Origin of the sequence: Ruegeria sp. HKCCA5491 (genome assembly GCF_013034565.1) — a bacterium.
In the GTDB taxonomy this organism is placed as follows: Bacteria; Pseudomonadota; Alphaproteobacteria; order Rhodobacterales; family Rhodobacteraceae; genus Ruegeria.
In genome coordinates this window covers 149,325-163,029 of the sequence record NZ_WQGG01000006.1, presented here as the reverse complement: position 1 = coordinate 163,029, position 13,705 = coordinate 149,325, and the positions used below count along the sequence as shown (strand labels likewise).

Sequence of the window (13,705 nt, the reverse complement as noted above, 5' to 3'; positions counted from 1 at the left end):
ATGCGATTTGAAACCCCTCTTGTCCCCGCCCGCCTGATCCGCCGATACAAACGCTTTCTGGCTGATTGCAGGCTGGAGGACGGGCGCGAGGTGACCGCCCATTGCGCCAATCCGGGGTCGATGATGGGGCTGGCGGAACCAGAGCAGAAAATCTGGCTTGAACCCAATGACGACCCAAAGAAAAAGCTGAAATACGGCTGGCGGCTGGTCGATCATGAAAACGGCCATTTCACCGGGGTCGACACATCGGTTCCGAACAAAGCCCTGCGCGCAGCCTTGGAGGCGCGGGATATCCGTGAACTGGCCGCCTATGAAACCGTCCGCCCCGAGGTAAAATACGGCGAAAACAGCCGCATCGACTTTCTGTTGACCCAACCCGGCCTGCCGGATGCCTATGTCGAAGTCAAAAGCGTGACCCTGTCGCGCCTGCCGGGGCTGGCTGAATTCCCCGACAGCGTCACTGCACGCGGCACCAAACATCTGGGCGAACTTTCCGCGATGGTGGCACGGGGTCACCGGGCGATCATGCTGTACCTTGTGCAGCGCACGGATTGCGACCGGTTTGCATTGGCCGCCGATATAGACCCAACTTATGCCGACACGTTCGAAACCGTTCAGGCACAAGGGGTGGAGCGTCTGATCTACACGACACGCATCTCACCCGAAGGTGTTTGGGTACTGCCTAAGCCTTTGGACTAATTCGCAACCTAACGACTTTTACGGGTTGAGCCCTGTTCGAATGCGACGCGAACAATTGGCCGTCACTCGCCTTAAAAGTGCCACACTGCAGCAACACACACAACTTGAAGGGTGGGTCTGGCACGACAGAATCCGGCCTTCCAGTTCCGAGGCAATATCAGAGACATCAATGAAAAAGACATTTTCCGTACTTATCGCCGCGCTCACCCTGACCGCCTGTTCCGTGGACCCCCAAGCGGCGGCAACCCGCCGTGCCACACTGGTTCAAAGTGTTTTCCCAAACCCTGCTGACCAACAAGGTCTGGATCTGGCATTTCCACTGGAATCAGGTGGCGTTTACAAGACCATTGAAGTCGGCTTCTTCCCTGACGAAGTGACCGAGCCCGAAGTCAGACGCCGCGTCGCAGCATTCTGCGCAGGTCAGGCCAGCCCAAGGCTAACCGGACAAGCCGCAATCAAAAAAGACCTTGGTGTCAGCAACAGAACGCAGGCCGACGGGTCAGTCCGCCCCGTGCATTTCATTTTCTACACTTGCGTCTGAGACAAACAAAAAACTGCAAGCGTCCTCGATCATAGGGTCGGGGGGCTTGCAAAATCCGGCTCAGTTCAAGAAGCGGAAATTTCCCAGAAATGAACCGCTTATCGGACTTTTCCCCCGAAACTGACCATCTTCGCTCTGCCCAACCATGGCGCAAAGCTCTTGCCCTTGTCGGAAGTTCGCCCACCGGCTGCAGATTTTGTCTCCGTCCAGCCACCAGGTTCCGGTGTCGCGCCCAAGATGGAGGACTGTGGCCTCGAAGCTTCCGTCGCGCCGCAGAGTGGCGGTACCAGAGATATGGAACCGCTCAAACGCAATCTTTCGGCTGATGTTCAGTTCCGAGGCCAACTCCTGCGCTGTCAGGGTTCTATGGTCCTCGCGGCAGCCGCCCAGAAAGACCGCCACGGCGAAAACAAGCCATCTCTTCACATCAAGAATCTTCATTCTGCCACGCTGTACGGAAAACAGTGCTGGCGCAGCATAACAGAGGCAGACAGAGACCCTTGCTTGAAATTCCCGTGCTCAACGCCATTTGAACAGTTGAAAAAACCCGCGACCCATCGCCCTCTGGTACTTTCTGCACAAGCAGCGTAAAAGAAATGCTGCGCGAAACATTTGGAGCCTCGCACCGATGAAGGAACATCGTGGCCGTCTGACCAAGGACGGTATCCGCATCTATGAACAGGGCGACTTTGCCGGTATGCACGCGGCAGGGGCCTTGGCTGCGCGGATTCTGGATGACATTGCTGAGCATGTTTTTCCCGGTCAGACCACCGGGGCGATTGACGGCCTGATCACCCAGATGGTCGAGGACGCAGGCGCGACATCGGCCACCATCGGCTATAAGGGCTATCAGCACGCAAGCTGTATCAGCGTCAATCACGTGGTTTGCCACGGCATTCCCGGCGACAAGCGGCTAAAGGATGGCGATATCCTGAATATCGACGTCACCGTCATCGTCGACGGCTGGTTTGGTGACACCTCGCGGATGTATGTGGCGGGCAAACTGCCCCGCAAGGCCGAACGCCTGATTCAGGTGACCCATGATGCCCTGTTCAAAGGTATTGAGATGGTAAAGCCGGGCAACACGTTCGGCGATATCGGCCACGCGATTCAGGCCTATGTTGAAGCGCATCGCATGAGCGTTGTGCGAGATTTCTGCGGTCACGGCCTTGGGCGCGTTTTCCACGCACCGCCCAATGTCCTGCACTATGGCCGGCCGGGTACGGGCGCAGTTTTGGAAGAGGGCATGTTCTTCACGATCGAACCGATGGTGAATCTTGGGCGACCCGAAACCAAAACCCTGTCCGACGACTGGACGGCCGTGACGCGGGACAAGTCCCTGTCCGCGCAGTTCGAACATTCGGTGGGCGTGACGGCAGATGGATTCGACATCTTCACCCTGTCACCGGGCAACAAGTTCCACTCGACCTATTCGTCCTGATCGGCGTTCTGATCGCGCCAGAGTTTCAAGAGCAGTGTTTCAGACCCCCAAGGCGTCGCAGCGTCATGGATAAAAACCGGCGCGCGCAACGGTTTGCGCGCAGGGCCGGTATCGGCTGCGGCCTCATGTGACGATGCCCAGATCGGAGGAGTCAATACACGGTCCATGAACACAGCCTAACACAATCAGCCAAGTTCCCCAAAGGCACGCCTTATGCGTCCGAGACACCCTTCCACATCAACGTGATATGCGTATCGCCATATTTGCGGCTGTTTTGCAGGGTGAAACCTTCGGGCGGCTGCATGGGCGCGTTTTCCTCCCACACGATCAAGGCATCACCGGCGATCCAGCCGCGCAGCGCGCCGATTGCCTTTTCCCCCATGGATTTGCCGTAAGGCGGATCAAGGAAAATCAGGTCGTAAGGCGCGTCGGGATTGTCACCCAACCGGGTCGCGTCGCGGCGGATCAACTGGGTTCGGTCGGTGCTGCGGGTCAGGTCGATATTCTTGCGGATCAGCCCCTGCGCCACGCGCCCGTCATCCACGAAGGTCACATGGGCGGCCCCACGCGACAGCGCCTCAAGCCCCAACGCGCCGGTGCCCGCGAACAAGTCCAGCACTCGCAGCCCGTCAAAGTCGATCTGATGGGTCAGCACGTTGAACAGGCTTTCGCGCACCCGATCCGTTGTGGGCCGCAAATGCGCGCCCGCATCGCCCTTACCGACCGAGGTTAGGGCCCGACCGCGGAATTCTCCGGCAATGATCCTCACGCTTTGAGCAGCGGTTTTAGGTCCGCTGCGGGGTCGGTCACCACGGCGGGATCAGCCGTTTTGCCCGCGTCGATCAGACGTTTGCCGACCATATAAGCGCGCGGGTCGTTCATAGCGTCCACCGCGATCAACTGATCGCCCTTGTAATACCAGAAGGACACGGTTGCGCCTTCTCCACGCCGGGTCACAACGCGATCATAGCCGGTGTTAAGACCGGCGATCTGCAGTTTGACGTCATACTGATCCGACCAAAACCACGGCGTCGCGGTATATTCCTTGGCCGCGCCCAGCATGTTCTGGGCCACGATCTCGGCCTGATCAATGGCGTTGGGTACGCTTTCCAGACGGATACGCCCCCCGGCATGAGGGAAAGACGCGCAATCCCCAGCCGCCCAGATAAACGGATCAGATGTGCGCCCATGCGCGTCGGTCTTGATGCCGTTGTCCAGCTCCAGCCCCGCCATTTCAGCCAGTTGAGTCGCGGGCGCGATACCCACGCCCACAACGACAAAATCAACGTCAATCTCTGACCCATCGGTCAGAACCGCGCCCGTCACCTTGCCATCCTCACCCAGCAAACGGTCCAGCCCGACCCCCTCGCGGATATCGGCCCCATACCCCGTATGCAGCGCGCGGAAATAATCGCTGGTCTCGGGCGCGGCGACACGTTGCAGGATACGGTCGGCCATCTCGACTAAGGTCACTTTGACCCCGCGCTTGGCGCAAACCGCCGCAGCCTCAAGCCCGATATAGCCGCCGCCCACGATCAGCGCGCGAGCGCCGTCGGTCACGCGCGGTTCCATCTCGTCGATATGGGCCAGATCGCGCACCACATGCACGCCCGCCAGATCGCCGCCAATCGCGGCAGGCAGGCGGCGCGGGTCCGACCCGGTTGTCAGGGCTAGTTCATCATAGGATATGACCTCATCGCCCAGCGAAACAGTCTTGGCCTTCGGATCAATCACGGTCACGCGCTGGCCCAGACGCAGGGTGATGTTGTTCTCGGCGTAAAAGTTCTCGGGGCGCAAGAACAGACGCTCCAACTCCATCTCGCCCAGCAGATAAGCCTTGGACAAGGGGGGGCGCTGATAGGGCAGATGTGGCTCGGCCCCGATCAGGGTGATGTCGCCGTCAAAGCCACCCTTGCGCAGCCGCGCCACCAGTGATGCACCCGCCTGCCCGGCACCAATTACGACAATATGGCTCATCTTTCCCTCACCCTGTCGAATTCCCGTGGCCTGATCCACGCGACCACCTATATTGCGGCTAAGCCCGACTCTGCAAATCCAAACGACAGGAGCATAAAAATGATTTCAACAGGTGACACGCTGCCCGACGCCACCCTGACCCAGATGGGTGCAGAAGGCCCCGAAGAGGTTCGGATTTCAGACAAGACCAAAGGGCGCAAAGTGGTGATTTTCGCTGTGCCTGGCGCGTTCACACCCACCTGCCATTCGGCCCATGTGCCCAGCTTCATGCGCACCAAGGACCAATTCAGCGCCAAAGGCGTGGATGAGATCATCTGCGTTTCGGTCAACGACCCCTTCGTGATGAAAGCCTGGGGCGAGGCCACCGGCGCGTCCGATGCGGGCCTGACCATGCTGGCCGATGCTGCGTCCGAATTCACCAAAGCCATCGGCATGGATTTCGACGCCCCGCCTGCCGGGCTGATCGCGCGGTCGAAGCGTTATGCGATGCTGGTCGAGGATGGCAAGGTCACCGCACTGAATCTGGAAGAAAACCCCGGCGCATGTGAAATTTCTGCCGGTGAGGGCCTGTTGGACGTTATCTGACACGGTCTGGCCCCGGCACATCCGGGGCCAAAACCTCTAATTAACTTGATAGACTGCCCCGTTGCGCGAATACTCGACCTGTATTCATCAGGGAGTTGTTTATGAGGCGCAAGGTTTTCGCCCTTTGTCTGGGCACAGCAGGCGCGCTGGCCGCCTGCGGTCCGGCCCCCACCCCGCAACAACAGGCCGCCCGCCAGCATGAGATCGCGTGCCTCAGCGGCACGGTCGGCGGGGCGCTTTTGGGCGGAGTAATCGGCAACCAGTTTGGCGGCGGGTCCGGCAAAACGATCCTGACAGCTGCAGGTGCTGCGGTTGGCGGGATCGAAGGTCAGAAATTCGCATGCTGAGAGGACGCGTCATGAAATTTGGGTTGGTAACACTTTGCCTGACCGTTCTGGCAGGGACCGCTATTGCCGAGACCGCAGCAGAACTGAATGAAAATGAGCTGAAAGCGATAGACGCGAACAACGATGGATTCCTGTCCAAGGACGAATTCAACGCTTTTTCCGATTATGCGTTTCAGGCAATGGACGAGGATAAGAACGGCACCCTTGGTCTGGAAGAGGCCAAGCCGTTTCTGGACATAAAACAATTCCAAAGCGTTGACCGCAACCGGGACAACCTTATCTCTCGTGCAGAATACGACGCGCAGATGAATGAGGATTTTTCATCTGCCGATCAGAACGGAAACGGACAGTTGGACTAGCGTCGGTCGAACCGGACAGGAGCGTGCAATGAACAAATGGTTTACTCTGGGTGTTCTTGGCGTGCTTGCGGCCTGCGATGTGCCACAAGCACCCGTGGTCACAGGTCCCGACGGCCAACAACAAATCCAGATCAGCACTAGCGGCCTGACCTGTTATGAGTCGCGTTGCCTCGAGATCAACCCTGCCGCCAGATCCGTGCGCATGGTCGGGAACCGTCGAACCGGAATACCCGGCAATATTGATGTCAGCGACGGCACGGTTACCCCTGCCGAATTCAGGCGTCTGGGTGAAGTCGCCAGCCTTGCCGGAGGCATGGGCTCACGCGGGGATCGCGGTTAGGCCAGGCTATCCATCTTGCGGGCAAGTTTTGCGTCAAGCGACGACAGCCCGCCGACGTCATGCGTTGAAAGCGTCACTTCGACCGTGCGGTAGACATTGAACCATTCAGGGTGATGGTTCCACTTTTCAGCAAAAATCGCCACCTGCGTCATCCAACCAAACGCATGGACGAAATCTTCGAAAATGAAGGTTTTTGTAATCGCATCCCGGTCCTTGACCATGGTCCAGCCGTTCTTGAACAGCGGGTCCAGAAGGGGGCCGCGGGTCTCGGTCGACAATAGTTCGGTCATTGCTGTTCCTCCGGGTTCGATTTTCTGAACGGGCCGTAATCCGTTAGAATCTCGATCTCTTCTCCCACTGCGTGGGCCTCGGCGTCCAGATATTTCTTGATCGCATCGGCAAAGCCGGGGTCATTCACCCAGTGCAGACTATGCGTGCGCGTAGGCAGATAGCCGCGCGCCAGTTTATGTTCCCCCTGTGCACCGGCTTCGACCCGCGCCAAGCCCTGTGAAATGGCGAAGTCGATCGCCCTATAATAGCACAGTTCGAAATGCAGGCAGGCATGGTGTTCAACGCACCCCCAATAGCGGCCAAACAGTGTCTCACGCCCGATGAAATTCAACGCGCCCGCAATCGGATACCCTTCGCGTTCGGCCAGCACCAAGGCCATGTCATCCGCCATGGTTTCGTTTGCAATATCAAAGAATTGCCGCGTCAGATATGGCATTCCCCACTTACGTGAGCCCGTGTCCTGATAGAACCGCCAGAACGCGTCCCAATGTTCAGGCCGCAGGTCATCGCCGCTTAGGGTATGGATCTGGCCTCCAAAACTGCAAGCCTGCGCACGTTCCTTTCGGATATTCTTGCGCTTGCGCGACGATAACGCGGCCAGAAACCCGTCGAAATCGTCATACTCGTCATTCAACCAGTGAAACTGCTGTGAATGGCGAACCATTAGACCCATTTCTTCGCCCGCGGCGGCCTCCGCCTCGGTGCAGAAGGTCGCGTGAATTGAGGACACGTGATTGTCTGCCGCCAGTTGTACCGCCCCTTGAACCAGAGCGGACATACCTACCCCTTCATAGCCCGGCCGAACCAGAAACCGCCGCCCCGTTGCAGGTGTAAAGGGTACCGCGATCTGCAGCTTGGGGTAATAGCGCCCGCCCGCGTTTTCATAGGCATGTGCCCAGTTGTGATCGAAGATGTACTCGCCCTGAGAATGCGACTTGGCATACATCGGCGCCGCTCCGATCAGCATCCCGTCAAGATAGGCGGTCAGATACTGCGGCTGCCAGCCGGTGCCGCGCCCGACCGAACCGCTTTCTTCCAATGCCAGCAGAAACCGATGCGTGGTGAAAGGATCAACCGGACGACCCCCGTCCAAGGCTTCGGGGCAAGCGCAACTGTCCCACTCAGCCGCAGGAATCTGCGCGAGTGAATTCAGTACCCGAACCTCAATCTGTGCCTGATCCATGTGCCCTCCGCGTCTGATCTTTATCTGTGACGGACGGGGTTAGGTTCAACCCGGATGAGCGGCCAAATACCCCTCGAAGGTCACATTATCCGCAACCTTGCGGGCCTCTGCCTCTTGTTCGGGCGTGCGGATGGTCCAGCACAGGATCGGAACGCCCTGCGCCTTCAGTTCGGATACGCGGGGGCGCGCCAGGTCGGCGGCTTCGTGGCTGATAAAGCTGGCTCCGACCCGGTCGAAATCCGGAATGCCACGCAGATGGTCGCAAACATTCTGCGGCAACAGCTCTACCTTCGGTTCATAGGCGCAGGTTGTGATCCCACGCGGCAGATGCGGAGCGATACGCGCCAGTTCCGCCACCGAATTGGGGTTGAACGACATCAGCGCCACAGGGCCGTCATAGCCCTGCAAAGCGCGGACGGTGTCGTGCTCCAACGGGCCGACATTAGGGCCCATGGCACCATCCTGATCCTTGAGTTCGATCAAAAGAGGAACCTGGCCCGCGACGATGTCCAACACCTCGTCCAGTGCTGGAATGCCGTCATCGCCAAACAACAATGGCAGCTTCGAGGCCTCAGCCGACGAAACCTGACGGATCGGACCCGATTGGCCGGTCAAACGCGCCAAGTCATAGTCGTGGAACACCACGGCCCGATCGTCTGCTGTCAGTTGCAGGTCGATCTCGATTCCATATCCGGCCTGAATCGCTGCGCGAATGGCCGCCCGGCTGTTTTCCGGGCGGTTGTCCGAGATGTCATGCAAGGCCCGATGCGCGATCGGGGCCTGCAGGAACGCGGCTGGTAAAGCAGACGTCATGCGATCTCGAAGATACCTTCGATCTCGACCGCCACGCCCAGCGGCAACGACGCAGCACTGACGGCCGAGCGTGAATGGCGGCCCGCTTCGCCCAGCGCCTCGACCAAAAAGTCGGATGCGCCGTTGATCACCTGCGGCTGCGCAGTGAAATCTGCGGTCGAATTCACGAACCCGGTCAGCTTGATCACGCGCACCAGCTTGTCGATATCCCCACCGCAGGCCGCCTTGACCTGTGCCAACAGGTTGATCGCGCAGACCTTCGCCGCGGCGGCTCCGGCCTCGACATCCATGTCATCGCCAAGCTTACCGGTAATCAGGTCGTCATCCTTGGAAATCTGGCCCGAGACATAGACAATGTTCCCGATACGCACGAAAGGGACGTAGTTGGCGGCCGGAGCAGGCGCGTCCGGCAAAGTGACGCCCAGGCTTTCCAGTTTTGCTGCGATGCTCATGTGATGATCCTCACCTAAATTCGACTCGGGTGGACGCTAACCGGGTTCAGGGATTTGGAAAAGCACGAAACCGGCGGTTTTGGGGTTGCAGGCGCACTAAGCATAACTTCTCTTATTCCAGAGTGTTCCTCTCTGGTCACTTTACCTTGACCCTTCGTGCGGGTTAAACGCTGGCTGTTTCAATGTCTTTGTGAAACACCTATGTGTCATCAAATTGAGCCGTCAATGCGCGGCCAGAACCAGTATTGATTAAGCGTTCGGCTGTATCGCATCCGAGCATGTTGGAGTGGCAAAAACCGTGTTGAGCAGAATTCGCTTAAAGCCCGTGATCGTCCTGTCCCTTATGGCAGTTCTTGGTGCATGTGCCACACGCCCACCCGAAGGAACGCCTCCGGGGGAAACTTTCGACCCCTATGAAAATGCCAATCGGGGCATCCACAAGTTCAATCTGGGCGTTGACCGGTTCCTGTTCCGCCCGGCCTCGAAGGGATACGTCAAGATCGTTCCGGATCCGATGGTCACCAGTTTCAACCATTTCGCCGAAAACCTGACGATGCCGGGGCAGGCGCTGGATTACCTGCTGCAAGGCAATCTCAAGCAATCCGGGAATGCCCTTCTGCGGTTCGTGATCAACACAACCGTCGGCGGCGCGGGCCTATCCGATCCTGCCAGCGAATTGAATCTGCCGCCGGTGGATACGGACTTCGGCGAAACCCTGCACGTCTGGGGTGTCGGCGAAGGCGCCTATGTGGAACTGCCGTTCTATGGCCCGTCAACCCAGCGGGATTCGATCGGCGTGATCGTCAATCTGTTCTCGAACCCCATCAACTTTACCCCCGTTCGCCCCGTCGACAATATCGGTGTCTACGCCGAGGTTGTACGCCGCATGGGGGATCGGGGCCGGTTCTCGGATACGATTGATTCAATCCTGTACGAAAGCGCTGACAGTTACAGACAGGCACAGACCATCTACCTGCAAAACCGGCGCTTTGAACTGGCAAGGGACGATGAAGAGGCCTATTTGGGTCTGTATGACGATCCCTACGCCGAAACCGGGACCGACCCTGTCAGGGACCCCTACCTAGACCCCTACGAGGACCCCTATGCCGAGTAACCATCTGAACCGACGCCACTTTATCGCCACCGGCTTGGCTGGTGCGCTGATGACCGCCCTTCCTGCTTTTGCCCAGACCGAAGCCAGCGCCAAGGCGTTGGTTGTCAGTGTCGTGGATGAAATCAACCGCGTGATCGCCTCGGGTAAATCCGAAAAAGCGATGATCCGCGATTTTGAGAAAATCTTCGTGAAATATGCGGACGTGCCAATCATGGCGCGCTATGTGCTTGGGGCCGATGGCCGGTCCGCCAGCCCTGCGCAACTGAAGCAATTTACCAGCGCATTTCAGGGCTATATCTCGAACAAATACGGTCGCCGTTTCCGCGAATTCATCGGCGGTCAGGTCACCGTGCGCAATGCCCGCAAAATCAAGGCCGGGTACGAGGTTCGCACCTCAGTCAAGCTACAGGGATCGTCGCCGTTTGAAGTGACCTTCCTTGTTTCCGACAAGTCGGGGCGTGACAAGTTCTTCAACATGTTCATCGAAGGCGTGAATATGCTGCTGACCGAACGGACCGAGGTCGGGGCCATGCTGGATGCCCGCGGTGGTGACCTGAACCGCCTGATCAAGGACATGAACCGGAACAAGGTGAGCTGATCCGCCTCACACTCGGAATGACGCCGCCCGATCCCTGACCGCGCGGCGCTTTTGTTTTAATTCAGCCGTTCGCCAGTTTCCTTGGCAAAGTAGGACACCTTGCTCATGTCAAAGGCAAGGTTCAACTTTTTGCCAGCCTGCGCACGGGTTTCCGCGTGCAGACGTGCCGTGACCTGTTTGCCGCCCAGTTCCGAAACCACATAGGTATCGGCCCCCGCCGGTTCGACCATATCGACCAGACACTCGGCCTCTTGCACGCCATCACCTGCACGGAACCCCGCCTCGGCGATGTCTTCGGGGCGCAGGCCCAGAATCACATCCTGCGGCAGCGACAAATCACGTGCATCATTCAGCACCAGTTCACCGCCGTCGCGCGCGATGGCGATCTGGGTGCCCGAGCCATTCTTCCGCGCCTGCGCCGGGATCAGGTTCATCGCGGGCGAACCCATGAAATCGGCCACAAACAGGTTGGCCGGGTTGTTGTAGATCTCGGCGGGGGTGCCGATTTGCTGAACCACCCCGCCTTTCAGCACGACGATCTTGGTCGCCAGCGTCATCGCCTCAATCTGGTCATGGGTCACGTAAACGATCGACGCATCCAGCGTCTGATGCAGTTTCTTGATCTCGGTCCGCATCTCGACCCGCAGCTTGGCGTCGAGGTTCGACAGCGGCTCGTCAAACAGGAACAGCTTGGGATCGCGCACTAGCGCCCGGCCCATCGCAACACGCTGTCGCTGCCCACCTGACAACTGGCTGGGGCGGCGGTTCAACAGAGGCTCGATCTGCAAAAGCTGCGCGACTTCTTTCAGCTTGGCATCCTGCGTCGCCTGATCCACCCCGCGCACTTTCATGCCGAACGTGATGTTCTTGGCGACAGTCATGGTCGGGTAAAGCGCATACGACTGGAAAACCATCGCGATGTCGCGGTCCTTGGGGCTGACATGGGTCATGTCATTGCCACCAATGGACAAGGTGCCGCCGGTGATCTCCTCCAGCCCTGCGATACAGTTCAGCAGGGTGGACTTGCCGCACCCCGAGGGGCCGACCAGAACCAGGAAATCACCCGGCTCGATCGAGATGTTGATGTCCTTTAGAATCTCGGTCGCGCCGTAATTTTTATACAGATTTTGGATATCGAGGATCGGAGCCATGATTTATCCTTTCACAGAACCGGCGGTCAGACCGCGGATGAAATACTTACCGGCAACGACATAGACGAGCAGCGTCGGCAGCCCTGCGATGATCGCGGCGGCCATGTCGACGTTGTATTCTTTGACGCCGGTGGTGGAGTTTACGATGTTATTCAGAGCTACGGTCACGGGCTGCGTGCCCGCCTGGCTGAACGACACGCCGAACAGGAAGTCGTTCCAAATCTGCGTGAACTGCCAGATCACGGTCACAACGATGATCGGCAGCGACAGCGGCAGGAAGATCGACCAGAAAATCCGCAGGAACCCGGCCCCATCGACACGCGCGGCCTTAGTCAGCTCGGCCGGGATGGTGACATAGTAGTTGCGGAAAAACAGCGTGGTGAAGCCCAAACCGTAGATGACGTGGACAAAGATCAGGCCCGGAATGGTCCCGGCGATCCCCATCATGCCCAGCAAACGCGCCATGGGCAGCAAAACCACCTGAAACGGGATGAAGCAGCCAAACAGCATGAGCGAGAAGATGATGTTCGCGCCTTTGAACCGCCACTGAGCGACGACATAACCATTCAGCGCGCCCAGCAGGGTCGAGATCGCCACAGCAGGCACCGCGATCAGGACCGAGTTCCAGAAATAAGGCCGCAAGCCCTCGCACTGAATACCGGTACAGGCACCGGACCATGCGGTTTTCCAGGCATCAAAGCTGACCTCGCGCGGTAAGGATATCAGGGACCCGGTGCGGATTTCCTCAAGGCTTTTCAGCGATGTGGTCAACATCACGAACAGCGGCATCAGGTAATACAGCGCAAACAGGCCCAGCAGGACATAGAGCAACCATCGCAGGGCAATCTTGCCAGCGGCACTTTGGCTACGGGGTTCGGTTTGGGATTGGGGCATCGACAGATCAGTCATTTTTCGCCCTCAGTTCTGAGTAAAGATAGGGAACGACGATGGCAAAGACGACCAGCATCATGATCATCGCGGAAGAGGCCGCCTGACCGATATCACCGCGCGAAAACGCCATGGCGTACATGTAGGTTGCCGGCAGATCGGTCGCGTAACCCGGACCACCACCTGTCAAGGCGATGACAAGGTCAAAGCTTTTGATCGCAAGGTGGGCCAGCACGATGAAGGCCGACAGGAAAATCGGGGCCATCGAGGGGATGATGATCGCCGTATAAATGCGCCATGTGGGGATACCATCGACCTGCGCGGCCTTGATGATCTCACCATCCACGGACCGTAGCCCGGCCAGAAACAGCGCCATGACGAAGCCCGAGCTTTGCCAGATCGCGGCCATGACGATGGTGTAGATGGCGTAGTCGGGGTTCACTAGCCAGTCAAACTCGAAGTTTGTGAACCCCCAGCCCTGCACCATGGATTCGATGCCCAACCCCGGATTCAAAATCCACTTCCACGCCGTGCCGGTCACGATCATCGACAGCGCCATCGGGTACAGGTAGATCGTGCGGATCGCCCCTTCGACACGGATCTTCTGATCCAGTAGGATCGCCAGCAACAGGCCCAGCACCATCGCGATCACGATGAACAGCGCGCCAAAGATATACAGGTTGTTAATTGCCGTATCCCAGCGGGGCGAGTCGAACAGGCGTTCATACTGGATGAAGCCCTTGATCTCGTATTTCGGCAGCAGTTTCGATCGGGTTAGCGACACCCAAGCCGTCCATCCGATAAAGCCGTAGACAAAGATCAACACGGCAATGAACGACGGTGCCAGCACCACCTTGGGCAGGTGGTTTTCCAGCCATTCGGACATTTTTTCCTCCGGGGAAAGATGCTCTGCCCCGTCAGTATAG

General features: G+C 58.4%; 20 protein-coding genes. 9 read left to right on the top strand and 11 right to left on the bottom strand.

All coding sequences use genetic code 11. The annotated features are described in order from the left end of the window. Both sfsA and GOV88_RS10145 read left to right on the top strand, forming a co-directional pair. A complete protein-coding gene (sfsA, locus tag GOV88_RS10150) occupies positions 1-699 on the top strand; it encodes a DNA/RNA nuclease SfsA (protein WP_171240338.1) in 699 nt (232 codons plus the stop codon). 169 nt (positions 700-868) lie between these two features. Continuing rightward, positions 869-1,240 (top strand): lipoprotein, encoded by a 372-nt coding sequence (locus tag GOV88_RS10145; protein WP_171240337.1) that lies wholly within the window; start codon positions 869-871, stop codon positions 1,238-1,240. Between the two features lie 60 nt (positions 1,241-1,300). On the opposite strand, the gene GOV88_RS10140 is transcribed toward GOV88_RS10145, so the two are convergent. Next, positions 1,301-1,666 carry a hypothetical protein gene (locus GOV88_RS10140; RefSeq protein WP_171240336.1) on the bottom strand — a complete coding sequence of 122 codons (366 nt, stop codon included), beginning with the start codon at positions 1,664-1,666 and terminating at the stop codon, positions 1,301-1,303. Positions 1,667-1,868: 202 nt separating this feature from the next. Between GOV88_RS10140 and map the strand changes: the two genes are divergently transcribed. Further along, positions 1,869-2,681, top strand: coding sequence for a type I methionyl aminopeptidase (gene map, locus GOV88_RS10135; protein WP_171122985.1), 813 nt, complete (start codon positions 1,869-1,871; stop codon positions 2,679-2,681). Here map and GOV88_RS10130 read toward each other — a convergent pair. From GOV88_RS10130 to GOV88_RS10120, 3 genes are read right to left on the bottom strand one after another with little or no spacing between them, the layout of a single operon-like run. Continuing rightward, positions 2,669-2,848: a hypothetical protein gene (locus GOV88_RS10130; RefSeq protein WP_171122987.1), complete on the bottom strand. Its 180-nt coding sequence runs from the start codon at positions 2,846-2,848 to the stop codon at positions 2,669-2,671. The two genes, map and GOV88_RS10130, sit on opposite strands and share 13 nt — an antisense overlap. Before the next feature lie 44 nt (positions 2,849-2,892). Further along, positions 2,893-3,450 carry a 16S rRNA (guanine(966)-N(2))-methyltransferase RsmD gene (gene rsmD / locus GOV88_RS10125; RefSeq protein WP_171240335.1) on the bottom strand — a complete coding sequence of 186 codons (558 nt, stop codon included), beginning with the start codon at positions 3,448-3,450 and terminating at the stop codon, positions 2,893-2,895. Next, complete coding sequence (locus GOV88_RS10120) at positions 3,447-4,658, bottom strand: NAD(P)/FAD-dependent oxidoreductase (protein WP_171240334.1); 1,212 nt, start codon at positions 4,656-4,658, stop codon at positions 3,447-3,449. Before GOV88_RS10120 ends, rsmD begins: the two co-directional genes overlap by 4 nt. Positions 4,659-4,757: 99 nt before the next feature. Between GOV88_RS10120 and GOV88_RS10115 the strand changes: the two genes are divergently transcribed. From GOV88_RS10115 to GOV88_RS10100, 4 genes are all read left to right on the top strand, one after another. After that, a complete protein-coding gene (locus GOV88_RS10115; protein WP_171211657.1) occupies positions 4,758-5,243 on the top strand; it encodes a peroxiredoxin in 486 nt (161 codons plus the stop codon). Between the two features lie 101 nt (positions 5,244-5,344). Continuing rightward, positions 5,345-5,590 carry a glycine zipper 2TM domain-containing protein gene (locus GOV88_RS10110; protein WP_171240333.1) on the top strand — a complete coding sequence of 82 codons (246 nt, stop codon included), beginning with the start codon at positions 5,345-5,347 and terminating at the stop codon, positions 5,588-5,590. 11 nt (positions 5,591-5,601) lie between these two features. Next, positions 5,602-5,949, top strand: coding sequence for a hypothetical protein (locus GOV88_RS10105; protein WP_254449208.1), 348 nt, complete (start codon positions 5,602-5,604; stop codon positions 5,947-5,949). 28 nt (positions 5,950-5,977) lie between these two features. Further along, positions 5,978-6,289, top strand: coding sequence for a hypothetical protein (locus GOV88_RS10100; protein WP_171122999.1), 312 nt, complete (start codon positions 5,978-5,980; stop codon positions 6,287-6,289). Here the strand turns inward: GOV88_RS10100 and GOV88_RS10095 are convergent. The 4 genes from GOV88_RS10095 to GOV88_RS10080 are packed head-to-tail and all read right to left on the bottom strand — an operon-like array spanning position 6,286 to position 9,028. Further along, positions 6,286-6,579 (bottom strand): 4a-hydroxytetrahydrobiopterin dehydratase, encoded by a 294-nt coding sequence (locus tag GOV88_RS10095; RefSeq protein ID WP_170387748.1) that lies wholly within the window; start codon positions 6,577-6,579, stop codon positions 6,286-6,288. The genes GOV88_RS10100 and GOV88_RS10095 overlap by 4 nt on opposite strands. Next, positions 6,576-7,763 carry a GNAT family N-acetyltransferase gene (locus GOV88_RS10090; protein WP_171240331.1) on the bottom strand — a complete coding sequence of 396 codons (1,188 nt, stop codon included), beginning with the start codon at positions 7,761-7,763 and terminating at the stop codon, positions 6,576-6,578. Before GOV88_RS10090 ends, GOV88_RS10095 begins: the two co-directional genes overlap by 4 nt. Before the next feature lie 45 nt (positions 7,764-7,808). Further along, positions 7,809-8,576, bottom strand: coding sequence for a glycerophosphodiester phosphodiesterase family protein (locus GOV88_RS10085; protein ID WP_171240330.1), 768 nt, complete (start codon positions 8,574-8,576; stop codon positions 7,809-7,811). Beyond that, the gene (locus GOV88_RS10080) at positions 8,573-9,028 is read right to left on the bottom strand and encodes a RidA family protein (RefSeq protein ID WP_171123005.1); all 456 of its coding nucleotides are present in this window, start codon (positions 9,026-9,028) and stop codon (positions 8,573-8,575) included. The genes GOV88_RS10085 and GOV88_RS10080 overlap by 4 nt, the downstream gene beginning before the upstream one ends. 343 nt (positions 9,029-9,371) lie before the next feature. Here GOV88_RS10080 and GOV88_RS10075 point away from each other — a divergent pair, with 343 nt between their 5' ends. Together GOV88_RS10075 and GOV88_RS10070 are read left to right on the top strand one after the other, a co-directional pair. Further along, the gene (locus tag GOV88_RS10075; protein ID WP_171240382.1) at positions 9,372-10,142 is read left to right on the top strand and encodes a VacJ family lipoprotein; all 771 of its coding nucleotides are present in this window, start codon (positions 9,372-9,374) and stop codon (positions 10,140-10,142) included. Beyond that, positions 10,132-10,740: a phospholipid-binding protein MlaC gene (locus GOV88_RS10070; protein ID WP_171124150.1), complete on the top strand. Its 609-nt coding sequence runs from the start codon at positions 10,132-10,134 to the stop codon at positions 10,738-10,740. Before GOV88_RS10075 ends, GOV88_RS10070 begins: the two co-directional genes overlap by 11 nt. A 56-nt stretch (positions 10,741-10,796) precedes the next feature. Here GOV88_RS10070 and GOV88_RS10065 read toward each other — a convergent pair whose 3' ends face one another. From GOV88_RS10065 to GOV88_RS10055, 3 genes are read right to left on the bottom strand one after another with little or no spacing between them, the layout of a single operon-like run. Continuing rightward, the gene (locus GOV88_RS10065) at positions 10,797-11,891 is read right to left on the bottom strand and encodes an ABC transporter ATP-binding protein (protein ID WP_171123009.1); all 1,095 of its coding nucleotides are present in this window, start codon (positions 11,889-11,891) and stop codon (positions 10,797-10,799) included. Positions 11,892-11,894: 3 nt separating this feature from the next. Further along, complete coding sequence (locus GOV88_RS10060; RefSeq protein WP_171124147.1) at positions 11,895-12,800, bottom strand: carbohydrate ABC transporter permease; 906 nt, start codon at positions 12,798-12,800, stop codon at positions 11,895-11,897. Then, positions 12,793-13,665, bottom strand: a complete 873-nt coding sequence (locus GOV88_RS10055; protein ID WP_170387762.1) for a carbohydrate ABC transporter permease — start codon at positions 13,663-13,665, stop codon at positions 12,793-12,795. The genes GOV88_RS10060 and GOV88_RS10055 overlap by 8 nt, the downstream gene beginning before the upstream one ends. Positions 13,666-13,705: the final 40 nt, after the last annotated feature.